Source organism: Mycolicibacterium novocastrense (assembly GCF_001570485.1).
GTDB lineage: Bacteria > Actinomycetota > Actinomycetes > Mycobacteriales > Mycobacteriaceae > Mycobacterium > Mycobacterium novocastrense.
Genome location: NZ_BCTA01000043.1, coordinates 23,098 through 50,063, shown reverse-complemented (window position 1 = coordinate 50,063; position 26,966 = coordinate 23,098). Strand labels below are relative to the sequence as shown.

28 protein-coding genes are annotated in these 26,966 nt (G+C 67.2%); 4 read left to right on the top strand and 24 right to left on the bottom strand.

The features are described 5' to 3' along the window. Positions 1–141: 141 nt before the first annotated feature. The gene (locus tag RMCN_RS18045; RefSeq protein WP_084377545.1) at positions 142–1,347 is read right to left on the bottom strand and encodes a glycosyltransferase family 4 protein; all 1,206 of its coding nucleotides are present in this window, start codon (positions 1,345–1,347) and stop codon (positions 142–144) included. A gap of 133 nt (positions 1,348–1,480) precedes the next feature. Here RMCN_RS18045 and RMCN_RS18040 point away from each other — a divergent pair, with 133 nt between their 5' ends. Further along, the gene (locus RMCN_RS18040; RefSeq protein ID WP_067392001.1) at positions 1,481–2,152 is read left to right on the top strand and encodes a DsbA family protein; all 672 of its coding nucleotides are present in this window, start codon (positions 1,481–1,483) and stop codon (positions 2,150–2,152) included. A gap of 3 nt (positions 2,153–2,155) precedes the next feature. Here the strand turns inward: RMCN_RS18040 and RMCN_RS18035 are convergent, their stop codons facing one another. The 9 genes from RMCN_RS18035 to RMCN_RS17995 all read right to left on the bottom strand — a co-directional run bounded on the left by RMCN_RS18035 (position 2,156) and on the right by RMCN_RS17995 (position 10,162). Continuing rightward, entirely contained in the window at positions 2,156–2,698 is a 543-nt protein-coding gene (locus RMCN_RS18035) for a DUF3592 domain-containing protein (RefSeq protein WP_084377553.1), read from the bottom strand. 83 nt (positions 2,699–2,781) lie between these two features. After that, a complete protein-coding gene (gene menD, locus RMCN_RS18030; protein ID WP_064416683.1) occupies positions 2,782–4,431 on the bottom strand; it encodes a 2-succinyl-5-enolpyruvyl-6-hydroxy-3-cyclohexene-1-carboxylic-acid synthase in 1,650 nt (549 codons plus the stop codon). 2 nt (positions 4,432–4,433) lie between these two features. Continuing rightward, the gene (locus tag RMCN_RS18025; protein ID WP_067391999.1) at positions 4,434–5,216 is read right to left on the bottom strand and encodes an alpha/beta fold hydrolase; all 783 of its coding nucleotides are present in this window, start codon (positions 5,214–5,216) and stop codon (positions 4,434–4,436) included. Positions 5,217–5,282: 66 nt separating this feature from the next. Further along, positions 5,283–5,792 carry a nitroreductase family deazaflavin-dependent oxidoreductase gene (locus tag RMCN_RS18020; RefSeq protein WP_067392021.1) on the bottom strand — a complete coding sequence of 170 codons (510 nt, stop codon included), beginning with the start codon at positions 5,790–5,792 and terminating at the stop codon, positions 5,283–5,285. Positions 5,793–5,815: 23 nt separating this feature from the next. Continuing rightward, positions 5,816–6,523: a DJ-1/PfpI family protein gene (locus RMCN_RS18015; RefSeq protein ID WP_201028864.1), complete on the bottom strand. Its 708-nt coding sequence runs from the start codon at positions 6,521–6,523 to the stop codon at positions 5,816–5,818. A 33-nt stretch (positions 6,524–6,556) separates the two neighbouring features. Then, complete coding sequence (locus RMCN_RS18010) at positions 6,557–7,516, bottom strand: GlxA family transcriptional regulator (RefSeq protein WP_067392019.1); 960 nt, start codon at positions 7,514–7,516, stop codon at positions 6,557–6,559. An 85-nt stretch (positions 7,517–7,601) separates the two neighbouring features. Then, complete coding sequence (locus RMCN_RS18005; RefSeq protein ID WP_067391995.1) at positions 7,602–8,189, bottom strand: TetR/AcrR family transcriptional regulator; 588 nt, start codon at positions 8,187–8,189, stop codon at positions 7,602–7,604. Positions 8,190–8,198: 9 nt separating this feature from the next. Continuing rightward, positions 8,199–9,164 (bottom strand): oxygenase MpaB family protein, encoded by a 966-nt coding sequence (locus tag RMCN_RS18000; protein WP_067391987.1) that lies wholly within the window; start codon positions 9,162–9,164, stop codon positions 8,199–8,201. 41 nt (positions 9,165–9,205) lie between these two features. Further along, positions 9,206–10,162 carry an o-succinylbenzoate synthase gene (locus tag RMCN_RS17995; protein WP_165604457.1) on the bottom strand — a complete coding sequence of 319 codons (957 nt, stop codon included), beginning with the start codon at positions 10,160–10,162 and terminating at the stop codon, positions 9,206–9,208. Positions 10,163–10,262: 100 nt separating this feature from the next. On the opposite strand from RMCN_RS17995, the gene RMCN_RS17990 reads away from it, so the two are divergent. Continuing rightward, positions 10,263–10,745 carry a TspO/MBR family protein gene (locus RMCN_RS17990; protein WP_067392018.1) on the top strand — a complete coding sequence of 161 codons (483 nt, stop codon included), beginning with the start codon at positions 10,263–10,265 and terminating at the stop codon, positions 10,743–10,745. Next, positions 10,745–11,368, top strand: a complete 624-nt coding sequence (locus tag RMCN_RS17985; protein WP_084377549.1) for an SOUL family heme-binding protein — start codon at positions 10,745–10,747, stop codon at positions 11,366–11,368. Before RMCN_RS17990 ends, RMCN_RS17985 begins: the two co-directional genes overlap by 1 nt. Here RMCN_RS17985 and RMCN_RS17980 read toward each other — a convergent pair. From RMCN_RS17980 to RMCN_RS17970, 3 genes are read right to left on the bottom strand one after another with little or no spacing between them, the layout of a single operon-like run. Then, the gene (locus RMCN_RS17980) at positions 11,365–12,930 is read right to left on the bottom strand and encodes a long-chain-fatty-acid--CoA ligase (protein WP_067391979.1); all 1,566 of its coding nucleotides are present in this window, start codon (positions 12,928–12,930) and stop codon (positions 11,365–11,367) included. The genes RMCN_RS17985 and RMCN_RS17980 overlap by 4 nt on opposite strands. Before the next feature lie 30 nt (positions 12,931–12,960). Next, positions 12,961–14,565, bottom strand: coding sequence for an amidohydrolase (locus tag RMCN_RS17975; protein ID WP_067391977.1), 1,605 nt, complete (start codon positions 14,563–14,565; stop codon positions 12,961–12,963). Further along, positions 14,555–15,742: a PA2928 family protein gene (locus RMCN_RS17970; protein ID WP_067391974.1), complete on the bottom strand. Its 1,188-nt coding sequence runs from the start codon at positions 15,740–15,742 to the stop codon at positions 14,555–14,557. The genes RMCN_RS17975 and RMCN_RS17970 overlap by 11 nt, the downstream gene beginning before the upstream one ends. A 170-nt stretch (positions 15,743–15,912) precedes the next feature. On the opposite strand from RMCN_RS17970, the gene RMCN_RS17965 reads away from it, so the two are divergent. Continuing rightward, on the top strand, positions 15,913–16,377 hold the full coding sequence (locus RMCN_RS17965) for a YciI family protein (protein ID WP_064351373.1): 465 nt from the start codon (positions 15,913–15,915) through the stop codon (positions 16,375–16,377). A 27-nt stretch (positions 16,378–16,404) separates the two neighbouring features. Here the strand turns inward: RMCN_RS17965 and RMCN_RS17960 are convergent, their stop codons facing one another. Genes RMCN_RS17960 through RMCN_RS17910 form a run of 11 tightly spaced genes read right to left on the bottom strand, consistent with a single transcriptional unit; the run spans position 16,405 to position 26,965 of the window. Continuing rightward, entirely contained in the window at positions 16,405–16,659 is a 255-nt protein-coding gene (locus RMCN_RS17960; RefSeq protein ID WP_067391971.1) for a DUF3253 domain-containing protein, read from the bottom strand. Between the two features lie 17 nt (positions 16,660–16,676). Beyond that, the gene (locus tag RMCN_RS17955) at positions 16,677–17,249 is read right to left on the bottom strand and encodes a hypothetical protein (RefSeq protein ID WP_067391968.1); all 573 of its coding nucleotides are present in this window, start codon (positions 17,247–17,249) and stop codon (positions 16,677–16,679) included. A 2-nt stretch (positions 17,250–17,251) separates the two neighbouring features. Beyond that, positions 17,252–18,055, bottom strand: a complete 804-nt coding sequence (locus RMCN_RS17950; protein WP_067391965.1) for a mannan-binding family protein — start codon at positions 18,053–18,055, stop codon at positions 17,252–17,254. 19 nt (positions 18,056–18,074) lie between these two features. After that, complete coding sequence (locus RMCN_RS17945; protein ID WP_084377543.1) at positions 18,075–18,761, bottom strand: Rv1363c family protein; 687 nt, start codon at positions 18,759–18,761, stop codon at positions 18,075–18,077. A gap of 27 nt (positions 18,762–18,788) precedes the next feature. Continuing rightward, positions 18,789–20,039 carry an MlaD family protein gene (locus tag RMCN_RS17940; protein WP_067391958.1) on the bottom strand — a complete coding sequence of 417 codons (1,251 nt, stop codon included), beginning with the start codon at positions 20,037–20,039 and terminating at the stop codon, positions 18,789–18,791. Further along, positions 20,036–21,367: an MCE family protein gene (locus RMCN_RS17935; protein WP_110765873.1), complete on the bottom strand. Its 1,332-nt coding sequence runs from the start codon at positions 21,365–21,367 to the stop codon at positions 20,036–20,038. The genes RMCN_RS17940 and RMCN_RS17935 overlap by 4 nt, the downstream gene beginning before the upstream one ends. Beyond that, positions 21,367–22,485 (bottom strand): MCE family protein, encoded by a 1,119-nt coding sequence (locus RMCN_RS17930; protein ID WP_067391952.1) that lies wholly within the window; start codon positions 22,483–22,485, stop codon positions 21,367–21,369. The genes RMCN_RS17935 and RMCN_RS17930 overlap by 1 nt, the downstream gene beginning before the upstream one ends. Before the next feature lie 22 nt (positions 22,486–22,507). Further along, positions 22,508–23,554, bottom strand: a complete 1,047-nt coding sequence (locus tag RMCN_RS17925; RefSeq protein WP_067391949.1) for an MCE family protein — start codon at positions 23,552–23,554, stop codon at positions 22,508–22,510. Further along, positions 23,547–24,602, bottom strand: a complete 1,056-nt coding sequence (locus tag RMCN_RS17920) for an MCE family protein (protein ID WP_064401358.1) — start codon at positions 24,600–24,602, stop codon at positions 23,547–23,549. Before RMCN_RS17920 ends, RMCN_RS17925 begins: the two co-directional genes overlap by 8 nt. Continuing rightward, a complete protein-coding gene (locus tag RMCN_RS17915) occupies positions 24,599–26,110 on the bottom strand; it encodes an MlaD family protein (RefSeq protein ID WP_067391946.1) in 1,512 nt (503 codons plus the stop codon). Before RMCN_RS17915 ends, RMCN_RS17920 begins: the two co-directional genes overlap by 4 nt. Next, positions 26,111–26,965 carry an MlaE family ABC transporter permease gene (locus RMCN_RS17910; protein ID WP_067391942.1) on the bottom strand — a complete coding sequence of 285 codons (855 nt, stop codon included), beginning with the start codon at positions 26,963–26,965 and terminating at the stop codon, positions 26,111–26,113. Between the last annotated feature and the right edge of the window lies 1 nt (position 26,966).

Genomic DNA, 26,966 nt, shown 5'->3' with positions numbered 1-26,966 from the left:
GCCGCCTCGTCGAAGGCGGCACGCAACGCGCTCACCGCGGCCTGCAGGTCGACTCCCGACATACTTCGAACATACATTCGACCACCGACAAAATCGGGCTTGCACATCAGTCGCGCAATTGGCCACACCCGGGGTCGACAGTTACGCACTCTCGCTGCGGCGCGACTGTGCGCGAAGTGTCGAATTTCCGCGGCGCGTCGGGTGCAGACGCGCACCCTCGCGGGGATGGGGAGTGCCGGATTTGGCGATGACGTCTCGGTAGTGGCCGAGAAGTTCGTCGCAGATCGCCGGCCAGGTGCGCGTCAGCACACTGCGGCGCGCAGCGATCGAATACCGTTGCCGCTCGGCGATCAGGTGCTCGACGGACTCCGGCAGGCGGGCCTCGAACTCGTCGACCGCCAGAAGAAGCCCGGTGCGGTAGGGGGCGACGAGGTCCCGCGGGCCGCCGGCGTCCGGGGCGATGACCGGCAGACCCGAGGCCATCGCCTCCTGGACCGCCTGACAGAAGGTCTCGTGCTCGCCGGGATGCACGAACACATCCATGCTGGCGTACGCGGCTGCCAGGTCCCGGCCGTACAGCGCACCGGTGAAAACCGCTGAGGGAAGCAGGCTTTGAAGCTTAGCCCGGTCGATACCGTCGCCGACGATGACCACCCGCATGTCATCCCGCTGCGCGAGCACCGCCAGTCGCTCGACGTGCTTCTCCGGCGCGAGGCGACCGACGAACCCGACGATCGGCTTACCGCCGGGCGACCACCGGCGCCGCAGCGCGTCGTCGCGCGCCGACGGCACGAAGCCGGTGATGTCGACACCCCTCCCCCACTTGTGCACACTCGGAATGCCGTGCACCGTCAGGTCTTCCATCGCGGCGGTGGACGGGGCGAGGGTCCGGTCGGCCCGGCTGTGCAGATGCTTCGTCCACGCCCACGCGGCGCGGGACGTGAAGCCGACGCCGTAACTCTCGGCGAATCCGGCGACGTCGGTCTGGAACACGGCCACGGTCGGAACACCGAGATGGCGTGCAGCGCACAGGCCGCCGTACCCGAGCAACGCGGGTGACGCCAGGTGCACGATGTCGGGGTCGAATCCCCGTAGCACACCAACGATCCGGGGTCGTGGTACGCCGAGCGGCAGCGAAGTGACCTTGGGGAACATCCGCGAAGGCACGCGATGGACGCGGATGCCGTCGTGCACGCGTTCGGCGGGTGGTTCGCCGCGCGGCGTATCGGGGGCGATGACGAGGGCTTCGTGTCCGGTGCGGCGGAGATGCTCGATCACCCGCAGCACCGAGTTGGTGACGCCGTTGACATTCGGGAGGAACGATTCTGCGACGATTGCCACGCGCACGATGGAATCGTCTCAGCGCAGCCTGTCGCGAAGGTTGCGGCCAGGAATACGGCACGCGAAAGCCCGGTGCGCCAACGGGTGCTGCGACGCGTTCGCGTCGAGTATCGTGCGCACCAGAGAAAGGGCGGTCGACATGCGGTTCTCGCGGACACTGGCGGCGTTGGCGCTCACCGTGCTGCTCGCCGCCGTCGGCTGCACCAACCATGTCGCCGGCACCGCCAAGCGCGATCCCGCCCAGGCCCCACTGAAGGTCAGCGAAGACGGTTTCGGAGTGGTGGCCGGATTCGACGACGCACCGGTCAAAATCGAGATCTTCACCGAGCCGCAATGCACCCATTGCGCGGACCTACAAGCCGATTTCGGCGATCAGCTCGCCTACTACATCGGTGTCGGCCAACTCAACGTCACGTACCGACCGCTGATCTTCCTCGACGAGGCGACCGACGGACACTCGGCGCGGGTGAGCAACGCGTTGTTCCTCGCCACCGGAAGCGGCGCGACCGGCACCCAGTTCCAGCGGTTCGTCAAAGAGCTGTGGGCCAACCAGGATCCGGGCGGGCCTGGTCCGAGCGACGACGAGATGGCCGACATGGCCAGCGCCGCAGGCATGCCCGACAAGGCCGTCAAGCGGGTCGCCACCGGCGGGTCGGCGGTGAACATCGTCGAGATGGACGAGAGCAACTTCGGTTTCCTGTACGACGTGGATCCAGGGGCGACCGGCACACCGACCGTCTACGACCTGGTCACCGGCGAAAAGGTCGACATCTACGACAACGACTGGCTCGACAAGCTGATCCAGTCCTGACCGTCAGATCGTGCTCGACAGCTCGGCGGAGTTCCGATCGGGAGTCGAACGCGGTGAGGTTCTGCGCTCGATCAGCGTCACGCCGGCCAATGCGGCGCTGGCGATCAGCCAGCCGACGACCGCGATCGAACTCGCTGGGATGATCGCCAACGCCGCGTTGCGGTGCTGCACGCGAACGAGATCCGGGTCGTTTGTGTCGTATTCGACGTAGATGTTCATCCCCGTCTCGAGCTCGGAGGGATAGAGCACACCGAGTTCGGGGCGGTATGTGACGCGGTCGGGGGTGACGAACTCGATCGTCGACCGGCGCGGCCCGGCGTCGAGCACCTCGGCGGCGGCGACGCCCATGTGCCGTTCGATCTGGCGGTCGTTGCGCCACGCGCCCAACACCATCAGCACCGACTGCAGGGTCACCAGGCATGCCGCGATCACGATGCCGACGCGCATCCGGCGGAACACCCGCTGGCGGTGTGACTCGTTGGGGTCGGCGGTCAGCCGCGGCAGAAACCGGCGCGCCCATCGGATGGGTTTCCGTAGGCGGTCCACGGCGGATCGCCTCAGTCCGGTCGGGTTGCTCACAGGGGCTGAATCGTTCGCTTCGCTCACAGAAGCTGAATCGTTCGCTCCGCTCACAGGGCCGCCTTGATCGACGCGTGCAGCGCCCGCAACGACGACCGGTCGGCCTTCACCTCCAGCACCCGCATGCCGTCGTAGGGTTCGTCGAGCGCCTCGGCCAGATCGTCGGCCTCGAGTTGCCGGCTCTCGACGTGGTACGCCCGGCACAGAGCGCCCACGTCGACGTCGTGCGGCGTGCCGAAGATGCGCGACGACACGTCGGAGAACCGCGGGTCGCCCTGCTCGAGCAGTTCGAAGATGCCGCCGCCGTTGTCATTGGACACCACGATGGTCAGGTTGCGCGGCGTCGGCTCCGTCGGCCCGATCAACAGCCCCGAGCTGTCGTGGACGAACGTCAGATCACCGAGCAGCGCGATCGTGCGGTTCGCCCCGCTCCCGCCACCCGCCCGCTCATGGGCGAGCGCAGCCCCGATGGCCGTCGACACCGTGCCGTCGATACCGGCGACTCCGCGGTTCGATCGCACCTTGACGCCGTGGGTGCTCAGGCCGACCAGCGCCGCGTCACGTACCGGGTTCGACGCGCCGAGCACCAGCTGGTCGCCGGGCCGGACCGCGTCGGCGACCGCGGCGGCCACGTGCAAACCGGTCTTGAGCGGATGCGCCCGCAGCTGCGAGTGGACCGCCTCCATCGCGTGCCGGTGCACCTCGGCGCACCTGGCGAGCCAGGCGGGGTCCGGGGTGCCCGTGGTGACGGCGCGGGTACCGGTGGCCTGCGAATTGCCCGACACGTCGGGCCAGCGGGGACCGGTGGTCAGCGCGTACACCGGCACCGACGGGTCGGCCAACAGCGCCGAAACCGGGCGGTGCAGCGTCGGGCGGCCGAGCATGATGACCTGTTTGGGCCGCACCAACCGCAGCGCGAAGGGGTGCAGCGGGTTGTCCGCGGCCGGCGCCGTCGGTTCGGCGACGGTCGGCAACGCGGCCAGGTTCGGATGCTCGCCCGCGCCGTGCCCGGCGATCACGACGGTGTCCGGCGTCAGGTCGATGTCGAGCGGCTGGTCGAAGGACACCGGCGGCGTGTACGTCCACGGCTTGCCGCCGGGCCTGCCCTGGGGCACGTAGGTCACCGTCTCGTCCGCATCGGGCACCAGCGGCTCCCGCAGCGGGATGTCGAACTGCACCGGGCCCGCATTCGCGGATCGAGAACCCTTGGCCGCCACCAGAATCCGACATACCGCGGAACGCCATTGCGCGTTGAGCACATCGAGATGCTCCGGGGATTCCTCGGCCAGGCCCAGGCTGATCGACGCGCGGACCTGCGTGCCGAAATACCCCAGCTGCTCGAAGGTCTGGTTCGCGCCGGTGCCGAGCAACTCGTAGGGACGGTTGGCGCTCAGCACGACCAGCGGCACCCGCGCGTAGTTCGCCTCGACCACGGCGGGCCCGAGGTTGGCCACCGCGGTCCCCGACGTCATCGCGATGCAGACCGGGGCGCGCTCGGCGATCGCCAACCCGATGGCCAGGAAGCCCGCGGTGCGCTCGTCGATGCGGACGTGCAACCGGAGCCGTCCTGCGCGGTCGGCGTCCTGCAACGCAAACGCCAGCGGGGCGTTACGCGATCCGGGGCACAGCACGACGTCCCGTACGCCGCCGCGAATCAGTTCGTCGACGACCACGCGGGCCTGCGCGGTCGAGGGGTTCACCACTACAGCTTATCGGCGAAGAAATCGAGCGCCGCTTTGTTGATCGCCTCGGGATGCTCCAGGAAGCCGAGGTGGCCGGCGTCGGGAATCTCCAGGTAGCGGCCGTTCGGGATCGCGTCGGCGACCTCGCGGCTCAGGTGCGGGGGCAACACCAGGTCGTCGGCGAACCCGATGACCAGTGTGGGCGCCGTGATACTTCGGTAAGCCGGCAGTCGGTTGCCCTGCGGCCGGACCTCGATCTGCGCACGCCCGCCGGGTGTGGGCTTGGTCGGCCACATGACGAACATGTCGATCCAGTCGCGGACCTTGACGTCGTCGTTGAGCGTCTTGGGCGAGAAGCTCTCCAGCAGGCGCAGTTTCGCGTCGTACTTGGTGGGCAGCACCATGTTGGAGGCGGCGAGCTCGCGCTCGGCGTCGCGGAAGAACTCGCGGGTGCGGTCCTCGCGGCCACGGGTGGCCATCAACACCGCCCGGTCGACCAGGTCGGGCCGGGCCACCATCAGCTCCTGGGCGATGTACGAGCCCATCGACACCGAGACGATGCGCACCGGCGCCGCGTCGAGCTTCTCGATCAGCGCCGCCGTGTCGGACACCATCGTCTCGGTGGTGAAGCCGGTGGCGTTCTCGGTGGCGCCCACCCCGCGGTTGTCGAACGTGATGCAGCGGTAGCCGGCGCGCTGGAACTCGGGCACCTGATGCAGGTGCCAGGTTCGGCCCGCACCGCCGTGACCGGCGATGAACAGTACCGATGGGCCGCTACCGCGATCGTCGTAGGCCAAATTCACCCGACTGACGGTACTCAAGTCCCACGCGTGCGGCGCTTCGGGTGCAGTCGGTCGCACCCGGCGCGACTATGCCGATTCCGCCGCTTCGGTGAACGCGATGACCGGGATACGGCGGCCGGCGGCGCGCTTCTCGTAGTCGGCGTAGTTCGGTACGAACTGTTTGGCCAGCTCGAACAGGCGGTCCCGTTCGGCCCCGGTGACCTCCTCGCCGATGAAGGTGCCCTGGTAGCCGCGCGCCGACAGCGTGACCCGCGGGTTGGCTTTGACATTGTGAAACCACGCCGGATGCCGGTCGCCGCCGTAGTTGGAGGCGATGACGATCACCCGGCCGGCATCGGTGAAGTAGGTCAGCGGCGTACTGCGTTGCCGGCCGGTCTTGGCGCCCGTGTGCGTCAGCAGCACCTCCGGCATGACCAGCGACATCGAGACCCGGCCGTTGGTCAGGTTGATCACCGCGCGATCCAGCCGCCATCCGATGCGGCGCAGAAACCACCGCGACGGCCCCAACCCCATCAAACGGGCGCCCGCACGCACGAACGGCGTCGGCGGCTCGGGTCGCACTTCAGGAATCCCCACAGCTGCGAGGGTATCGCCGACCGTCAGCGCGCCGAGACCGCCTTCCTGCGGACCCGTTGCACCGCGGCGGTCCACAGCAGCGCCAACGTCGGGGCGAGCTGTCGCTGTTTGACGGTGTCGCGGCTCAGCAGGGTCGATGCGGTCGCCTTGGTGGCGGCCGACGCCTTCGACAGGTGCCCGGAGTCGTAGGGCGGCTGCGGGTCGTATTCGATGACGAGTTGCACCGCCTTGGCCTTCGCGTCACCGGCGATCTGCCCGTAGAGCCACAGGCCGAGGTCGATTCCGGCCGACACCCCTGCGGCGGTGACGATCTTGCCGTCATGCACCACGCGATGGTCGGAGACGGTGTCGACGCCGAACGGTTTGAGCATCGGCAACGCCATCCAGTGCGACGTCGCGCGTCGGCCGTCGAGCAGGCCCGCGGCGGCGAGGATGACCGAACCCGAGCACACCGATGTCGTCCAGGTCGACGTCTCGTGGGCCGTGCGCACCCAGTCGAGCACCTTCTCGTCGCGGGCGTGCTGAAAGCTCGACAGTCCGCCGGGGACCAAAACGATGTCGGGCGAGGGTGTCTCGTCGAACGAATGGGTCGCGCCGACGAGCAGCACGCCGGAGTCGGCCTCGATCGGCCCCGGTTCGTGCCAGACGAACCGCACCTCGGCGTCGGGCAGGTTGCGCAGCACCTCGTAGGGGCCGATGAAGTCGAGCGCGGTGTAGCCGGGGTACACCATGATCGCGATCTGGGTCACGGGTCATCTCCTGTCTCAGGCGAAGGTCTTGCGATACTGGTCGGGTGAGATACCAAGGCGGCGAACGAAATTGCGTCGAAGCGACTCGGCGCTGCCGAACCCGCAACGCGCGGCGATGACGGTGACGGTGTCGCCGGTCTCCTCGAGCTGTCGGCGCGCGGCCTCGGTGCGGATCCGTTCGACGTAGGCGCCGGGCGCCTCCCCCACCTCCTCGGTGAACAACCGGGTGAAGTGGCGCGGGCTCATCGCGGCACGACGAGCCAACTCCGTGATGCTGTGCACACCACCGGGTTCGGTCTCGATGGCCTCCTGCACCTCGCGGATGGGCGCCCTCTTCGCGCGCGGCATCCACACCGGTGCGGCGAACTGCGTCTGACCGCCCGGTCTGCGCAGGTACATGACGAGCCAGCGCGCGACCGTCTGCGCGACATCGGTGCCGTGGTCGTCCTCGACGAGCGAGAGTGCGAGGTCGATACCGGCCGTTACACCGGCGGCGGTCCACGTCCGATCGTTACTGCGCACGAAGATCGGCTCGGGATCGACTGTCACCGCCGGGAATTCACTCGAGAGCTGGTCGGTATAGGCCCAGTGTGTGGTGGCGGTGCAGCCGTCGAGCAGGCCGGCCTCGGCGGCGAGGAACGCGCCGGTGCACACGCTGACGACCCGGCGCGAGTTCGGGGCGACGGTCTGGATCCAGTTGATCAGGTCGAGGTTGTTCCGGGCATCCTGAACTCCGGCACCGCCGGGAAGGACCAGGGTGTCGATCGGTGCGCGCGGGTCCGGCAGTGGTGCGGCGACAAGCGCCAGGCCCGTGCCGGTGGTCGCCGGTTCGCCATCGAGTGTCACCACTTTGGCGTCGTAGCCCTCGCGGCCCATGCCCTGCAGATATCGGGACGCTCCCATGAACACCTCGAATGGACCGACCAGGTCCAGGGCCTGCACGCCGGTAAAGCCGAGAATCACCACCGATCGCATGAACCCAGTGTTGGCCACCAGGTCGATGGCGTCTAGGCCATGCAGCCCACAGATCAGGACATCACCGGCGACGAGTGTCGGACGCTCACCACACCAGCGGGGCGAGGTGTTTGAGCGCATAGGCGCGCACCGCGTCGCCGTCGTTGACGTCGAGCACCGGCGTGCGTACCTGAGCCAGCGATGCGGCCAGCCGGATGTGCAGCTCACTGACCGCAAGCAGATCCTCGTCGGGCATGGTCGCGCCGGCGGCCCTCAACGCCCTGGCCATGGCAGCGGACGCGCTGTCGAGGAACTCCTGGGCCTCGTCGTACATGCCCGACATCGCCGACAGGTCGCCGTCGAGCCGTAGGAACCGGCGCATGACCGGTTCGGCCGTCAGCAGCCGCAGGCCCTCACAGAACGCCGCGACGGCAGCCTCCTTGGCGCCGGAGTCGATGCCGACGGTCTGCAGGCGTGCCATCGCGAAATCGAATGTCTGCCTTCCGAGTTCGGTGATCAACACGTCGCGGCTCGGAAAGCGACGATACAGCGTGCTGCGGCTGACGCCTGCTTGGCGCGCGATGACGTCCATGCTGGCCCTGCCGACGCCGACGAGCGCGACCTCCTCGGCGGCCGCCTTGAGGATCGCGGCCTCCTGTTCGGTGCGGCTGTCGGTGTTGCGGAGACGGCGCATCGGTCTAGGTTATGCCCGCCGACCGGCCGGGCACGCCGCAGGCGGCGCGAAGGAGTCGAGCGTGACCGAGCGGTGGAACCGCACGAGCTTCTCGTACTCCAACCGGTTGCGCGCCAACGGAATCAGCCTCACCTTGTCGGGGAGTACCCGCCACGCCAGTTGCAGCACGCGGGTGTACACCTCGAACTCCCGCTGATGGCGGTCCTCCCATTGGAAGCCCGTCATCTCGCGGATCCCGGGATGCAGGATGCCGAACGAGCAGATTTTGACGACGCGTCCGGCGACAGGTCGTAGCAGCAGCCACGGCGGAGTCAGCGCGACACGCATCGCGGGTGGAATCATCAACGTCGGCAACGGCAGTCGCGTCAGCTGATCGGTGACGCGGCGCAGAAACGCGTTGTCGGCCAGCTCGTTGTCGACCATCGAGTCGTAGTACCGCACGGCCTCGTCGTAGCTCGCCGGGAGCTTGGCGTGGTTTCCGGGCAGTTCCAATGACCGGAAGGCCTCGAGCAACTGCTGATAGGCCGCCTCCTTCTCGGCTTCGGTCATGGTGATCGCCGTACAGGGAGTGAACGAGTTCAACACGAGGAACATCCCGCTCACCGCAATCCAGTTCCACAGCTTCGGATCGAGCGCGCTGTAGCGCACGTCGGTGAACGCGCCGTCACCGCGGCCGCGCACCTCGCGATGCATTCGCTTGAGCCGCTCCCCCTCGGCGGCTCGGTCGTGCGGATCGCCCCAGATCGCGAGGAACGCCGAGAGCCCACTTCGCACCCCTCGATCAGCGAAGTTGGCCTCGAATCGACCGGTCTTGTCGACGGCCGCGGCCACCGGCACCAACGCGACCTCGTCGAAGGCCGCCGCGCCGAAGAAGCCACCGAGCGCGCTGCCGCTGTGTTTTCGGAACTCGCGCATGACCTTTGGGCGGATATCGCCGGCGATCTGGACGGGTGGAGCTTCGGCCGTTTCGGTCATGTCGCCTCCGTAGCTTCTGAAACAGAGACTAGTGACTTGTGTCAATGTGTCAACGGGTGACAGGCGCGGACCCTCTCGATCCACCACCGGCGGCGGTCGGGAGGTGCGGCCAGCGCCGATAGGCGCGCCGGATCCGGTTCGGCGAGCGCCGCCGGCAGGTACCCACCCCGGGCACGCAGTGGTTCGGCGACGTCATCGACGAACAACCCGCCGGTGCCCAGCCCGCACGCGTAGCGCAGGTCTGGCAGCGCCGCGGCGGCGAGTAGGCCGCGGCCGATACCGACCGCCGAGTCCAACGCACTGGAGACGACGACGGGGATATCGATCTGCGCGGCGATCGCGAGCAGCGCGCGCACCCCGCCCAACGGTGCGACCTTTAGCACCGCGATGTCCGCCGCCTTCTCGCGCACCACCCGCAGGGGGTCGGTGGCCTTGCGGATGCTCTCGTCGGCGGCGATCGGGACGTCGACGCGGCGGCGCAGCTCGGCCAGTTCCGCCACCGTGGCGCACGGTTGTTCCAGGTATTCCAGCGGCCCGTCGGCGGTCAGCGCCGTCGCCGCCGCGACCGCTTCGTCGACGCTCCAGCCACCGTTGGCATCGACCCGCACCGTCGGCACTGCGGCCCGGACCGCGTTCACGCGCGCCGTGTCATCGGCCAAGGTCTGCCCCGGCTCGGCGACCTTGACCTTCGCGGTGCGCGCTCCGGGGAAGCGCGCCAGCACCTCCGGCACCTGGGCGGCGTCGACGGCGGGCACGGTCGCGTTGATCGGAATCTTGTCGCGATGTACCTGCGGCGGTGGTTCATAGGCCGCCTCCAGCGCGGATGCCAGCCAATGCGCCGCCTCCGGCGGCTCGTATTCGAGGAACGCGCCGAACTCGCCCCACCCGGCCGGGCCCTCGATCAGCGCGACTTCGCGGACCGTGATGCCGCGAAAGCGCACCCGCATCGGGAGCGCGACGACGTGCATGCGGTCGAGGACGTCGTCGAGCTGCGGCATGCGCACCATCCTGCCGGTTCCGGGTCGGGAGGTTTAACGATCACGAATCCGGCTACCTTTCAGTTGCTTAACTAATTGTGATTCGTAGTAGGAGCACATGGTGCAACTGAAGACTCTGGTGCCCTCGGCGCTGGCGGTGACGGTGACCGCGGTCGCCGGTGGTCTGGCCAGCAAGGACTCGCAATCCCTCTGGTACGCGAAGCTGCGTAAGCCGCCGTATCAACCACCGCGGCAAGCGTTTCCGATCGTGTGGCCCATTCTGTACGCCGATATCGCCGTGACCTCGTCGGCGACGCTCGACGAACTCGAGCGCCGTGGCCGAAGCGAGGAACGTCGGCGCTACCTCACCGCCCTCGCGGTCAACCTGGCGCTCAACGGCAGCTGGTCGTGGCTGTTCTTCAACCAGGGCAAGCTCGGCACGTCGGCGGTGGCGGCGGGCGCGCTGACGCTCAGCAGCGCCGACCTCACCCGCCGTGCCGTGCAGGTGCGCGGCGCCCAGGCGGCACCGCTGGCGTTGTATCCGCTGTGGTGTGCGTTCGCGACCGCGCTGTCGACGCACATCTGGTTCCTGAACCGACGATGATGCGGCTATTGGAGATCCCGCGCCAGGTCGCGGAGTCGGTGTTCTCGATGGTCGGGATCCGGGTGGGCACCGAGGAGCCGCACTACCTGGCCACGAAGCTGTCCGGGCAGGTGGAGATACGCCGGTACGGTCCCAGGATCGCCGCCGAGACCACGGTGAGCGCCGACGAGGACCGCGCCAGAAGCATCGGGTTCCGGCGCCTTGCCGGCTACATCTTCGGCGGCAACCACCGCGACGAGACGATCGCGATGACCGCACCGGTCAGCCAGCAGTCGCGCGAGAAGATCGCGATGACGGCGCCGGTCGCGCAAGCCCGCGACGGCGAGAACTCGACGATCCGCTTCTACATGCCGTCGAAGTGGACGATGGACACATTGCCCACTCCCGACGACGAGAACGTGCGATTGGTCCAGGTGCCGGGCGAAACGGTCGCGGTGCTGCGGTTCACCGGCGATCGCAGTCCGCGAGCCGTCGCCGAACGCACGCGTGAGCTCTCGGCGACGCTGCGCGCCAACGGGATCGAGGCCGTCGGGCCGCCGCAGTCCTGGTTCTACGACCCGCCGTGGACGCTGCCGTTCCGCCGCCGCAACGAGATCGCGATCCCGGTGCGGCCCACCGACTAAACTGTCGCGCGGTCGCGGCCCTCCCAGTAGGGCTTGCGCAGCTCCTTTTTCAGGATCTTGCCCGTCGGATTGCGGGGCAGCTCATCGGTGATGTCGACCGTCTTGGGGCACTTGTACGCCGCGAGCCGTTCCCGGCACCATGCGATGAGGTCTTCGGGTGCCACCGAATCCTCGACCGACACAACGGCCTTGACCACTTCGCCCCACTTCTCGTCGGGTACGCCGATCACCGCGACGTCGGTCACGGCGGGGTGTTCTGCGATGACGCGTTCCACCTCGATGGAGTAGATGTTCTCTCCGCCGGAGATGATCATGTCCTTGAGGCGGTCCTCGACGAAGATGTAACCGTCATCGTCGATGCGGCCGATGTCTCCCGTGCGGAACCAGCCGTCGTCGGTGATCGCCTCCGCCGTCGCCTCGGGTTTGTTGTGGTACCCCTTCATCAGTTGCGGTGTGCGGAACCACAATTCGCCCTGCTCCCCAGCCGGCACATCTTTCAGCGTGTCCGGGTCGACCACCCGGACCTCGGCGCCGGGGATGACTCGTCCCGCGCTGACCAGCCGTTCCTCGGTGCCCGAGCGGTGGTCGTCGGGCAACAGCTGGCTGATCACCCCGCAGACCTCGGTCAGTCCATACACCTGGATGAAATCGGTGTTCGGCCAGGCTTCCAACGCCGCGCGCAGCAGCGGCAGCGGCATCGGCGACGCCCCGTACACGTACGTCTTCAGTGCCCCGAACAACTTGACCGCGTCCTCGCCGGACTCCAGCACCTTGGCCAGCACCGCGGGCACCAGGAAGGTTCGGTTGGCGCCGTTGAGGATTGCGCCGGCCAGCGCAGCGCCGTCGACCTCGCGCGTCATCACCGTCGGTACACCGTCGTGAATGCTGAACTGCACGTAGGACGATCCGCCGACGTGGAAGAGCGGCATCGACACCATGCTCTTGTCGCCCTCGTCGAAGCCCCACCCGTTGTGCGCGTTGACGGTGTGCGCGATCAGGTTGGACTGGGTGATCTGCACACCCTTCGGGCGTCCCGTCGTGCCCGATGAGTACATGATGATCGCCACGTCGTCGGGCTGAACATCGTCGGCGCGCCCGACCGGCGTCGCGTCGGTGAGCAGCGCCTCGTACTCGTCACCGTCACCGCCGTCGGGCGTCACCTCGAAGAGGTGTTCGACGTGGGTGAGCTTGTCGCGGATCTTGTCGATCGTCGGCTTCAACTCCGTGCCCACGATCAACAGCTTGGCTCCCGAGTCGGTGAGCACGTAGTCGATCTCATCGGCGGCCAGCCGGAAGTTGATGATCGCCGTTGCCGCGCCCAACGACGCGGCCGCGATGGTCAATTCGACGCAGGCCGGGTGGTTCTTGTCGAGGAAGGCCACCACGTCACCGCGTTTGATACCGCGCTGCTGCAACGCGCCCGCCAAGCGGCGGACCCGGTCGTTCCATTGCGACCACGTCCAGGTGCGGTCGAGGAAGGTCATCGCCTCGGCGTCGGGTTTGGTTTCGGCCCAATGCGCGAGCCGTTCGTCGAGGAATCGCGGGTCATGCAGGTCAGACATGGGAGAAGCCTAGCGACCGTCGCGGTCTGGTCAGTCGCCTTTGCGGTAAACCTGTCGGCCGGCCAGATACGTGGCCTGCACCTGCAGATCGGCGATCTCCTCGGGCGCCACCGTGCGCGGATCGGCCGACAGCACCACCATGTCGGCGTACTTGCCCACTTCAAGCGAGCCGACCACGTCGTCGGCGAACAGCTGGTAGGCCGCGTCCACTGTCTGCGCCCGGATCGCCTGCTCGACGGAGATGCGTTGCTCCGGGCCGATCACCCGCCCGCTCGAAGCCGTGCGGGTGGCCGCGACGCTGATGTTGCGCAGCGGTTCTTCGGGGGTCACCGGCGGATCGTTGTGCAGCGAGATCCGCATACCCGTGGCGACCGCGGATCCGCATGGCATCCAACGGCTTCCGTGTTCGGTGCCGAACAAACCATCGACGATGATGTCGCCCCAGTAGTGGATCTGATCGACGAACACGCTGCAGACGACGCCGAGGTCGTGCGCGCGTTGCAGCTGATCGTCGCGGATGGCGCCGACGTGCTCGAGCCGCAGCCGGTGATCGTCACGGGGCCAGCGCCGCAACGCTTCTTCGTACACGTCGAGGATGGTGTCGACGCCGGCGTCGCCCTGGACATGGCAGGCCATCGGCCAGCCCTTGGGGAAATAGGCCTGCACGATCTCGGTGAGTTGTTCGCGGGTGTAGTTGGCGTGCCCGCACGATCCGGGTGCGACGCCGATGGTGCGCGTGGCGTCGGTGTCCAAGTACGGAAACGACAGGTCGATGTTGCCGATCCACGGCGACCCGTCGACCCAGATCTTGATCCCGACCTGACGGAGCAGGTCGTCGCCGGCGCCGGGGGTCGCGTCGGTGGACATCTGGGCATTGGAAATTTCGTAGAGCCGCAGTCGCACGCTCAATTCAGTGCGCAGCGTTTCGATCACCGGCCGGAACACCGGATCGAAGGCCATCTCCGAGCAGGTGGTCAGTCCGGCGGCGTTGAGCCGCTGCAGTTCGGTGTGCAGCATCGCCGGGTAGTCGGCGGGATCGATCACGCCTGCCAGCAGGCTGAACACCGCTGCGGTCTCCTCGGCGGTGCCGTCGAGTTCACCGTTCGCGTCGCGGCCGTACCGGGCGCCTTTGGGGTCGGGGGTGTCGCGGGTGAGCCCGAAGCGCCGGGCGGTGGCGCTGTTGAAGTAGGCCTTGTGCCCCGAGTTGTGCACGATCACCAAGGGATCGTCGGGGGCGACGTCGTCGAGCCAGGCCAATGTCGGCGCCGGTAAGCCCTTCTGCAGCAGCGGATCCCAGCCGTTGAGGTACGCACCCTCGGGGCCGCGGTTGGCGACCTCGGCCTTGATGGCGGCGACCACGTCGTCGGCCTTGGGCAGTGTGACCGGCCGGATGTCGACCATCCGCTCGGACAGCACGATGGCCTCCATCAGCGGATGGCCGTGCGCCTCGACGAATCCTGGCATCACGCACCCGTCGACGTCGCGGGTCTCGGTGCCGGGGCCGATCCAGCCGTCGATCTCGTTGCCGCTGCCCACGGCGACGATGCGGCCGTCGCTCACCGCGAGCGCCTCCGCGGTCGGCTGGCTTTCGTCGACCGTCAGGATGGTTCCACGGATGATCAGGTCAGCGGGCATCGCTGCTCCTCGTGTCGGCTTTGGTACGGCCCCAGAAGTCGGTCAGCCCGAGATCGGTCGACGTGACCCGGCCGTCGGGCCGCAGCACGATCAGACGGTTGTCGTTGGAGGGCTCGAAGGCGGGCGGGGTGGGCGTCGCGATGACGAGGATGTCCCCGTCGGGTGTGGCGGTCACCCGCTTGACGTCGTCGAGGTCGGCCACCACCGCCATCGTCTCCCCCGACCCGATGTCGATCAGCAAAAGTGACTCTCGCCCATCGGTGTTCGGGTCGTCGCCGCGCACGAGCACCACGCCGCTCACGGTACCCAGTGCCGCCGCGGCCGAGTGGTGCTTCGTGAACATGTCTGTGCCTTCGGCGAGTTGTTCGGCGGTGGCGAGTGCCGCAGGGGTGCGCACGATCTCGTAGACGAGTTCGGGGCGGGTCACATCGTGGATGCGGGTGAGCACCTCGGTGCGTCCGTCGGGCCATTCGCGGGTCAACACGCCCGTCTGCCGGGACAGGTGCACCGCGCCGCCGTCGGGAAGCGCCATGCGCTTCGGCGTGGCCGCCGGGTCGACGTCGATCATCTCGAATGCCGCGTCGCGCGTGGGCGCCGAGTCGGCGATCAGCGTGCCGCGCCAGTTGTCGGCCACATCGTGGGGTGTAGGCGTGGCTTCGGTTGTGCCCAGCGGGATGTGGACGACGGCGCCCGACTGGGTCAGCGCGATGACGGCGTCGAGGTCCGGGTCGACGTGGTAGGCCATGTAGGCCTGCACGTAATCGTTGCCGAGACCGGGGATCTGGTCGTTCTGCATGACGATCCGACCGTCCTCGACGGCAACGATCGACAATCCGTAGTCGGTGGCGACGTATGCGAGGCCGTCGGCGACGGCGAGTACAGCCCGCTCCCAGCCACTCTTGCCGTGCAACTGGACATCCCACAGCAGTTTGCCGGTGTGAAGCGACACCGCGGCCAAGCGCTCCTGCCATACGTCGTCGGTACCGAACGGGGCCGAGCGCACACCGCCGGTGCGGCCGTACGCCGCCAGCACGGCGGGGTGACCGGCGACGGTGGCGAAGCCCACGACGGGGCCGACGCTGGGCATCGGATCGCCGAGCACCCGCGGGACGGCGTACATCCCGAGCAGGGCGCCGACCACCACCACGGCGAATCCGAGCGAACGTGCGAGACCCATGACCGATTGTCGGCGGCGCGGTCTAAGTCCGCTCTGGCTCGGTGATGAGAAGTCTCCCAAACTCCGATGAAAATTTCGTGCGGCACGTGTCGAATTCAGTGGGAGCCCGTTCGACGGAGTTGTGAGGGCGCGAGAACCCGCCCCGACAGAAGCGACAAGGAGACAGACAAATGGCGCGATACATGCTGATCATGCGGGTCACCCCCGAGGCCGAAGCTGCGTTCGCCGACGCCAACGTGGACTTCAACGAGGTCATCGAGTCGATGGGCCGCTACAACGAGGAGCTCATCAAGGCCGGTGTGATGCTCGCCGGCGAGGGCCTGACCGGTCCGGAGGACGGTTTCGTCGTCGACTTCGACTCCGATCCGCCGGTGGTGACCGACGGCCCGTACACCGAGGCCAAGGAGCTGTTCAACGGGTTCTGGATCATCGACGTGTCGTCGAAGGAGGAGGCCAAGCAGTGGGCCCAGAAGTGCCCCCTGGGGCCTGGCGTGAGGCTCGAGGTGCGGCTGGTCGGCGAGACCGACCAGTTCCCGCAGGACAACCCCTGGATCAAGAAGGAGATCCAGTGGAAGGCCGAGCTGGCGGAGAAGGTCGCGGCGCAGGCGCGGGCCGAGGCCGACAAGTTGGCGTGAGTCCTTGCTGAGCGCGTGCGACGGGCGCTACGTGGCGCGGATCCGGATGGGTCCGCGCCACTGGGCGTTCGGGTCGAGCACCTCACCTTTCTGGGTGATCTCTACGTCGCCGTCGCGGGCCAGGTCGCGGGCGGTCTCGCGGGCGTCGTCCATCAGTTCGCGCCAGTCGTCGCCGCCGACGGCGCGGGCCGCGTCCGACGGGCAGATCGTCTTGTCCGGGCCGCGCTCATGAGTGAGCTTCAGGATCGTCTCGCGCAGCCGCTGCCTGGCATCGGTGCTCACCGGCCGAACCCTACGCGCTATGCGCCCGCACAGACCCCGGAGTCGCGGATCACGCCACCATAGACGTTGGCGGTCGCGATGTTGGCGTTGATCTGCCCGGACGGCATCCGCTTCTTGATCTTGTCGCTGATCTGAGTGAACTGATACCACAACCGGTAGATCGAATCCCCGTGGAACACCGGCGAATACTCGCTCTGGTCCGGGTAATTGATGATGAACAATGTGTGGGCGCGAGGGTCGAGGAATGCGGCGGACTGATCGAGGTTGGCCGCGACGATGTCGCCCGCCTCGCTGACCCCGGGCCGTCCCCAGTCGTCGCCCTGATCGGCCAGGAAACGCTGAAATCCGTACACCTGGCCCATCAGCTGCTCGTACTGCGCGTTGAACCACTGACATGAATCACGCATCGCGGTGATCTGCTCCGGCGTGACCCGTATCTGCCACAGGTTGTACGGGAACACGGTGTAGTCGGGCTGCCAATCCGACGGATGCGGTGTGAACACCGGCAGCGTCGGGGCTGCGGGTTCGGCGCGGCTCACCGGAGCGAACAACAGCAATCCGGTCAGTAGTGCGGCAAGCGCCCGAAACATGGTCAACCACCGCCGAATTCGGGGCGCAGGATCGGCGCGAGCGCCGACAGCGGGATGTGAGCCTGCACGGTGCCGCCGTCCATCGCCCACTGCGGAAGCCCCGGGCTGAAGTTGATCGGCCGGTCCCGGGCCACCGGGTAGTCAGGCATGTAGAGGATCAGCTCATCTGGAGTGAGCGCCCACGCCTTGTACGCACCGGAGTAGACCTTGTCCGGGGTCCAGCGGTCCGGGGTGAACGGGTAGGTGCCAGGTTGGTGCGGCGGCGGTGCGGCGTCGAGTGCGGCGACGATGAACGGCGCGCCCAGGCACGGGATTTCGGCCATGTGGTCGACGCCCGGTTTGAACAGGTCGGCCAGTTGCAGCCGCCGACCGTCGGCGAAGGTGAAGGTGCGGTAGGCGTCGCTGATGATCGGCGCGTTCGGGTGTGCGAGGGCGTCGGTACCGACCGTCCCCGAGTACATCTCGTGGAAGACGACGGTCATCGCGCCGCCGTGCTGGAAGATCTGGAAGTGCTGCTCGCCGAAACTGTCGTGGACCGTCATCTTCGCGGCGTCGCGCCAGTTGTTCATCAGGTTGGTCAGGTACTCCCGGATCGTCGGGTTGTCCACCAGATCGCCGGGCAACGCCATCTTGATGTTGCGCGTCGCTTTGCGCTCCGAAACCACCGACGTGCTGCAGAACTGCCCGTCCCAATGCCCGCCGAGCTCCGCGCAGAAGGAGGGCGCCGACGCGGACGCGGTGGGTGCGACGGCCACCACCGCGGTGATCATGGCCGTCGCGGCCAGTGCCGGGCTCAGCAGGCGCATCTCACGTCTCCTCACGTCTTCACGGCAATTCGACTTTGCTTGCCCGCCAACGCCCGTCGATGTTCTCCATCGTCATCTTGATACGGCTGCGGTCGATGCGCGGATCGGGCACATTGGTGTTGGTGACGGACTGGTCGACGAACAGCAGCACGACCGCCTTGTCCTTGGTCGCCGACTGGACCGCCGATTCGAGCACCACCCCGTGAGCGGATGCCTTGTTGTCGATCAGCAACTGCCGCAGTTGGCTGCTGGACTGTGAGTACATGTCCTTGAACTCGCCGGTCGCCCCGTCGAGCACCGCATCGAAGTTCTCGTCGACCTTCGCCGAGTCGATGCTCGTCAAGACCTGTGCGTAGGTCACCGCTGCGGCCTGGGCCTGTTCACCGGCCTGTGCGATTTGACGCTCCTGCCACAGTTGCCAGCCGAGGAACCCGGTTGCGCCGAGCAGCACCACGAACGCCAGGATCAGCGCCCCGCGCAGAACCGGGCGGCGCCAGTTGCGTGCGGTGCCTTCGCCGTTGGAGTCGTTGGAGGCGTCGTCACCGGACTCGGTTTCGGGAGTCTTCGCATCGGATTCGGCGGTGTCGGTTTCGGCGGTGTCGGACGTGGCGGTGTCGGACGTGGCGGTATCGGACTCGGCCGCCGTGTCGGCTTGCGGCGCGTCGGGCTTGTCGGTCTCGCGGTCTCGGTCGGTACTCACGGGCATCGTTATCTCCTCACGGATAGGCGTCGGTCAGCGCGGCGGCTCGATCGGGAGCGTCGGGCCACCGTAGGGCGTCGGAATCGTGTAGCGCCCCTTCGGGGTTGGGTCCATCTGTCGGCCGAGGTCGGCACCCGGGGGTGGCCCGGCGGTGTCGTCTCCGGCGGGTCGTGGTGCGTTCTTGGCTCCGCGCACCAGGACTCCGGGGTGGTCGTCGCGGCAGTAGGTGTACATGAACGGTTCGGGGTAGTCCGCGTTCGACGGCGGCAGCTTGGGCGTGCCGTAGTCGCACGTGTAGCGGGGATAGATCTCGGCGGTTCCCCACAATCCGCCGCTGTGCATGGCGGCGCCGAGCGCGTCGAGCACCGATGTGCGGTGCTTCGGGAACAGCGCGTTCAGCGCCGGCACCCGCAGGTAGAGCAACCGGGACGTGGTGCTCAGATTGCCCAGCAGCTGCACCATGGTGTCGGAGTTGTCGACGAACAGGTTGTCGACGTGCTTCAGGACGCCGGGTGTCTGGTCGGTGAGCCGGCGATAGCCGTCGCGCAACTTGTTGATTCCGACGAAGCTCTCGCTGAGATTGTCTGAGGCGGCATCGATTCCGGCGTTCTTGTCGGCGACGAGGGTGAACACCACCTGGCTGGTGCGCAACAGCGAACTGGTCTCGGGCAGGACCGAATCGAGGGTCGACAACAGGAAGGTGCCGCCGTCGACGATGTCGGCCAGCTTCTGCGGACCGGCTTCGCTCAGACTCAGTTCTCGTCTGATGAGTTCGAGCTTCTCGGTGTCGGCCTGGGCCAGCGCCCCGTCGGCGTTGGCGAGCAGCTCGGCCAGGCTCACCGGAATCGTGGCCCGGCCCTGACCGACCACTGCGCCGTCCGCAAGGAACGGGCCCGTCTGATCGTCGGGAACGAAGTCGATGTACTGCTCACCGGCCGGGGACAGCCCCGAGACCCGCACGGCAGACGATTTCGGGATCTGCGTCGTCGAGTTGACGGTCACCACCGCGTTGACGCCGCCGGGCGTGAGGTCGAGTCGTTCCACCCGGCCGATCCGCACTCCGCGCAGCGTCACATCCTGATTGGGCAACAACCCGGCCGACGCCGGCAGTTCGACGGTGAGCCGGTACGTCGACGCGAGCGGATTCACCTGTAACGCACCGAACAACAGATACGCGGTCGCCACCACGAGCGTCATGACCAACGCGATCGCCGACAGCCAGGCCCGGCGACGGTAACCGAACCGGACGAGGCCGACGATGCGGGCGGCGGCAGCGCCGATCATCGTGGGGCCTCGGCGGGCAGCGGGGCAGGCGACGGCGGCGACGGCGGCGACGGCGGCGACGGCGGCGACGGCGGCGGAGCGACCGGCGGCGCTTGGGGAGCGGCGGCCCGTCCAGGAGCGGCGGCCGGCGCAGGCCCATGCTGGGGCGCGACGATGATCTCACCGGGCTCCGTCGGGCTGGGGATCACCGGGACTTGCGGTACCCCCGGCCCCCTGCCAACGACCCGCTCCTGCAACCGAAACAGCGTGTACTGCAGCGTGCCCACCAGCTGATGCCAGTCGTGGCGCTTGGGTCCGTGCAGCCCCGGGTCGCCGGCGTATCCGATGTCGGGGATGGACCCCAGGACCAAACGGTCGACGCTGGCGTCCAGCGCGATCGAGCTACTGGTCAACGTCTTGAGGAACGGCGGCATCAACCGGTTCAGCGCGTAGAGCGTGGCGCCAGGAGCCAGCGCGACGTCGTTCCACGCGCGCGCAACGGTGTTCGCATCGGCGATGACACTGCGTCCGCTGGTGTCGGTGCCCGCGATCGACGGGAACTTGCGCATCTGGTTCGAGACATCGCCGAGCTGTTGGACGAGATCGGCGATTTGGGTGGTGTGGGCCGCCAACGTGTCGGTGGCCGGGCGGGCCTCAGCCATCACGTCGGCTATCACCTGGTTCTTGGCGGCGATGGAGTTGGCCAACCGCGAAGTCTCGGTCATCGCGGTCGAGATCTCGTCCGAACGCGCGTTGAGCCTGCCGAGCGTGTCGTTGGTCTTGCGGATGAGGGCGCCGAACGCCTGGCCCTCGTCACCGGTCGCCTTGCCCAGACCGTTGATGATGTTGGTGAAGTTGCGCACCGCACCGCCGTTGACCAGGATCGCGGCCGAACCCAACACCGATTCGACCGTGGCCGCGGCCGTCGTCGACTCCAGGGGAATGGTGTCGCCGTCCTTGAGCAGCGGCGTGTCCGGTTCCACCGGACTCGGCGGCTTGATCGCCACGAACACGTCCCCCAGCGGTGTCGCAGAACGTAATTCGGCCGTGCTGCCCTGCGGCAACTGCACACCGTCCATGATCCGCAATGTGGTGACCGCGGTGTAGTTGCGGGCCACCATCGACTCCATCTGGCCGACATCGGCGCCGGCCAGCTTGACCTTCGCGTTCGCCGGCAGGTTCAGTGCGTTGGAGAACACGGCGGTTACCCGGTATCCACCCGAGCCCACACTGGGTGCCGGCAGCGGCAGACTCGACAGACCCTCGGTGGCGCAGCCGGAGACGACCAGGCACCCGCTCATCGCCAGGGCCGCTGCCAGCCGCCGCCGGCGGTTCCGGACGGTGGCCATCACTTCTGCCCCATCGCCGCAAGCCCTTCGAGCATGTACGTCAACCCGAAATCCGGTCCGAAGTCCTGCAATGTTCCCGTGCTGCAACCCAACTGGCGCAGGCCCATCATGTTGCAGACCTCCTTGATCAGCTGGTTGTCGAACAGGACCTTGTCGGTGACCACCTTCACCCGCAGCGCGCCGTTCTTCTGGTCGGCGACGTTGTAGAGGTTGTCCAGGGTCATCGGCGCGAGGTCGAGAAACTCCATCAGATCGCGTTCGTGGTCGACCGCGGTGTTCAACACGATGTCACCGTTGGCGACGAGATCCTTGATCGAATCCCGGTGCTTTTCCAACACTTCGCCGGTGTTGGTCAACACCTCGTTGATCTTCTTACCGGTGGTGCCACTGCCGAGTTCCTCGTCGGCCAGGATCTGGCTCAGGGCCCGCACGGACGAACCGAACTCCCGCATCATCGAGTCGTTGCGGGCCGCCGCCTCCGACAGCGAACTCACGTTGCGCACGATGGTGGTGAGCTGATCCTTGGTCACGGTGCCGCGATCGGCGCTGAGCCGCAACGCATGCGACAGTTCACCCAGCGCGTCCTTCATCTGCTGGCCGTTGCCGTCGACGATCGCCGCGCTGGCGTCCACCACATCGGCGATCGGGCCGTCTCCCTTCCCGTCACCGCGCAGCGACAGCGCGAGCTTGTCGAGAACGTCGAGTACCCTGGCGAATTCGACCGGTGTCCGGGTGCGGTTCAAACCGATGGTGTCGTGGTTCTGCAAGGTGGGGCCGTCACGGTAGGGCGGGGTCAACTCGATCTGGCGATCGGTGAGGATCGAGTTCGAGATGGTGGCGGCCTGGACGTCGGCGGGCACCTTGACATCCTTGTCGACGGTGAAATCGACCTCGACGTAACCACCCTTGGTGGTGATCTTGGTGACCTTGCCCACCGGCATCCCGAGGACCGCGACCACATTGCCCTCGTATAACCCTGCGGCGCTGTCGAATTGGGCGGTGACAGTGATGGTGTCGAGCTGATCCACTGCGAACTTGACCACCACCACGGCCGCGGCCAGTGCTACGGCGAGGCCGACGGCGACCACCGCGATGATCTTGGACCTGGTGCTTTTCACACTCGCTCCTCGGATGCCTGGCTCATTTGCAGTCCTGGTAGTACTCGAGCATGCCGAACTGCTTGGCACGACCGCTGATTGCACACATCCAGGAGTCGACCAGCAGGCCGCTGGAGGCGTTGAAGTCGATCGCGTTGCCGGTGCCGGTGATGTTGGTCATGTTGCGTAGTGCGACGGCCCCCGACTGCAGGATGCTGCGCACCATGCCGTCGTTTCGGCCGAGCAGAGTGGAAAGCTGCCGCAGGTTGTCGAGCAGCTCCTCGAGCTCGGGCCGATCGTCGATCACAATGCTGCTCAACGTCTCCACCAGGTTGGTCAGCCCGTCCATCATCGCGTGGAACGTGGCACGCCGCGCGACGAACTCACCGAGCAACGAGTTGCCCTGATCCATCAGGCTGCCGATCGTGGATTGCTGGCGACGCAGCGTGGAGCTGACCAGTTCCGTCGTCTTGAGTAGCTCGCCCAACTGGTCGCGGCGTTCGGCGATGATCGTCGACAGCGTGTGGGTGTTCTCCAACGCCTGCGGAACGACCGGGGGCAGGGTCTCCAGCTGGCGGCCCAGAATCGCCAGGGTTTCGGCGAACTGATCGGAGTCGACCTGCTCGTAGGTGGTGGTGACGTCGGCCAGCGCCTCCTGCAGGTCGTAGGGCACCTCGGTGTGCGTCAGGTCGAAAGTGTCGTCGGGCAACGATCCTGGCCCGTCGGGATACAGCGCGAGGTAGCGCGATCCCAGGATCGTCGTGATCTTGATCGAGGCGCGCGAGTCTTCACCGAGCACGACGTCGTTGCGGACTTTCAGGTCCGCCTCGACATGGTCACCCTTGAGTTCCATGCTCGACACCTCGCCCACCGGGATGCCGGCCACGGTGATCGGATTGCCCGGTTGCAGCGCCGCGGCTTGCAGAAAACGCGCGGTGTAATGGCGGTAACCGAAGTCGGCGACTCTCACCAACATCAGCGCTCCGATGAGAGCCGAAACCACCGCGACGGCAACGACTCCCAACCAGATCTTGCTGTAGCTCTCCAGGGGGCGCCGCCTGCGCGCGGCGTTGAGTGTTCGATCAGCCATTGGCCATATTCCTGCACTTGGGGGTGTAGCGGGCTTTGTTGCCGGGGGTGGCCGCGTCGACGACGATCGGGGTCACGTCGTTGAGCCCGGGGAAGAACGCGGTGCCGTCGAGGTTGCACGCGTAGGCGCTGGCGTAGGTGCCCTCGCCGGTGATGCGCGCAAATCCCTTCAGCATCAACGGCAGATTGGCCCCGACGAAGGCCAGTTGCGGTTCGATCTTGACCATGTGCTGCGCGAAACCCGGTTCGCGCTGAACGAGTTCGTTCAGCGACGGGTAGACCTCGTCGGAGATCGTCGACAGCTGGCGCACCACTTTGGCGATCGAGCCCATCGAATCCACCAGTTGGGGCCGTCGCGCGTCGAAGGTCGAGACCACCGAGCGTGCTTCACCGATGATGTGGTCGAGGTCGTCGTTGTGTCGGGCGAGGTTGGCGACCACGAGGTTCAGGTCGGTGATCACCCCGCCGAGTTCCTCGTCGCGGCCGGCGAACGCGTCGGTCAGCTGCGCGGTCTGGTCGATCAATGCGGTGATCGACCCCTCGTCGCCCTGGAGCGACTGGATGACACCCTTGGTGAGGTTGTCGGCATGCCGCGGGTCGAGCACGCTGAACAGCGGTTCGTACCCGTTGAGCAGCCTGCCCACGTCGAACGACGGATCGGTCTGTTCGACCGGGATGACGCTGCCGGCGGGTAGCGGATCGGGCGATCCCAGGTTCCCCAGCGACAGGCCGAGGTACCGCTGCCCGACGATGTTCTGGTAGGTCACCGAGGCGACGGTGGTGCCGAGCAGCTGCTGGTCGCGTTGCACGACGAACGACACCTTGGCGTGTTTGCCTTGCAGGTCAATGCTTTCCACCCGACCCACCCGGACGCCGGCCATCCGGACGTCGTCACCTTCGCGTAGCCCGAAGACATCGGTGAAGACCGCGGCGTAGGGCACCGTCGAGCCGGCGACGTCCCGGCGCAGCGTGACGTAGACAAGCCAGGTCAACGTCAGCGCCACCACCATGAACAGTGACAGCCCGACGAGTGCGGCACGATATTTCATCGGGTCCCCCCGATCACGGCTTCGGCGGGCAGCGGCGGCGCCGGTGCGGGCGCGGCCGGTGGCGGTGCGGGCGCGGCCGGCGGCGGCGCGGGTGCCCGGGGCGAATCACCCGGTTTGGGTGCAACCGGCGCCACAGGCGACTGGTTCACCGGTGGTGGCGGTATCGGCACCAACGCGTCGTTCGCCGTTCCCGGCACCGGCGGTGCGGGCGACATCCACGGTGGCAGTGGTGGGTTCGGGTCGGCGAGGCTGGGATTGGGGTTCACCAGCGGCGGACCCACGGCGATCAGGTTTCCGTTCTCGCCGAGTACCGTGCCCGGTGGAGGCGCCAGATCCTTGGGCGGCTGATAGTTCTGCGGCAGAAGGACGTCGGGCAACTCCGGCCGGGTCACCACCAGGGGCGCGGTGTAACAGCTGGGACCCTTCAGTTCCCCGTACCGCGGGCAGTCGGCCCGGGTGTAGGTGTAGCTCGGGGTCAGGGAGAAGTTCATCCGCATGTTGCCGACATCGCGCTCGGGCCGCCAGACCTCGTTGAAGAACTTGTCGGACAAGCCGTTCAGCTTGATGAAGGCCGGCAGCCAGTGATGTGAGGTGTCGGCCAGGATCCCCATCACCGGCGTCAGCTCCGAGGTGGTCGTGACCAGCCGGTCGGTGTGGTTGTTCAGTGCAGTGTGCGTGGTTCCCATGGTGTGCATACCGCCACTGATCAGCGCGTCGAGTTGAGCGCGCTGCTGCACCAGGGTCTGCATCGGTTCGACGGCCATGTGCAGCGCGTCGATCAGCTCCGGCGCGGTGGCCTGCAGCCCCCGCGTCGCATCGACAAGCGCCGAGACCGTGGTCGGGCCCGGATCGGTGGCGACGATCGCGTTGAGCTGATCGAGCATCCGATTCAGTTGCGCGCCACTGGTGAGCAGTTCGGTGCGGCGATCCTCGGTGGCCTCGTTCACGGCCGCCAGGACGCCCACCGTCTTGTCCTCGCGACCGCGGCCGGTGGCGGCCAGGATGTCGCGCAACTTACTGATCGTGGTCTGAAACAGCACGGTGGGCAGCTCGGTGTCTTCCGGAATGTGCGCCCCCGCACTGATCGCCGGTCCGCGTTGCTCGCTTGGATCATTCGCCGTCCCGCCGGCGGGATCCACCAGTTGCACCGACGACACCGCGAACACGTTGCTGGGCACGACCCGCGCCGTGACGTTCGCCGGTATGGAGCGGGCGTAGTGCGGATCGAGGTTGATGTGGACGTAGTTGGGGTTTCCGTGCGCTGCCGGGGTGACACTGTCGACGGCTCCGACCAGGACACCGTGGTACTTCACGTCTGAGCGTTGCGGCAGTCCGTCACCGACGTTGACGAGATTCGCCACGACACGCACGAACGGATCGAGGCGTCCCGTCGCCTTGACCAACAGGGTCACCGAAATCAACGCCAGCACAACGGCAACGGCGATACCGGCTCCGATCAACTGGCGATCGGTGGGGCCCCGCCCGTCCAGATCAAAGGAATTCGCCACCTACCCCCCAAACCTCGCTCCGGAGTCGACGTTCCACAGCGCCATGGTGAGAAGCATGTTGACGATGATCACCACGGTGATGCTGGCCCGCATGGCATGTCCGGCGGCGACCCCGACGCCCTCGTGCCCGCCACTGGCATAAAAGCCGTAGTAACACTGGATCGTCGTGGCGATCCAGACGAAGACGATCGCTTTGAGAAGCGAATACAGGATGTCCTGGCCCGACAGCATCAGCGTGAAGTAGTGCAGATACGAGCCTGTCGATCCCCCGCTGATGACGTACACGACGACCTGTGTGGTCAGGTAGCTGACCGCCAGGCAGACGACGTAGAGCGGGATCACCGCGATCACCGAGGCCATCAGGCGGGTGGTGACGAGGTACGGAATGGGCCGGATCGCCAGTGAGTCAAGGGCGTCGATCTCTTCGGCGATGCGCATGGAGCCCAGCTGCGCGGTGAACCGGCAGCCGGCCTGGGTGGCGAACGCCAGCGACAGCGCGATCGGGGCGAGTTCGCGGGTGTTGACCAGTGAGGAGATGATTCCCGTCGCGGGACCCAGGCCGAGCAGGTCGAGGAAGTTGTAACCCTCGATGCCGACCAGCGCTCCGACGGTGACGCCGAGGACGATCGCCACCCCGGCGGTTCCGCCTCCGACCACCAAAGAACCGTTGCCCCAGGCGATATCGGACAGCAGGCGGACGAACTCGGAGCGATAGTGCCGAAGCGCCAACGGGATCGCGACGATCGCCCGGACGAAGAAAACCAGCATGTGGCCGAGCCGCCCGATCGGGGGGCCGACCTTGCCGAAGAAGCGGACGAAGGGCACCAGCACCGGGGGTACGTACGTCGAGGCCATG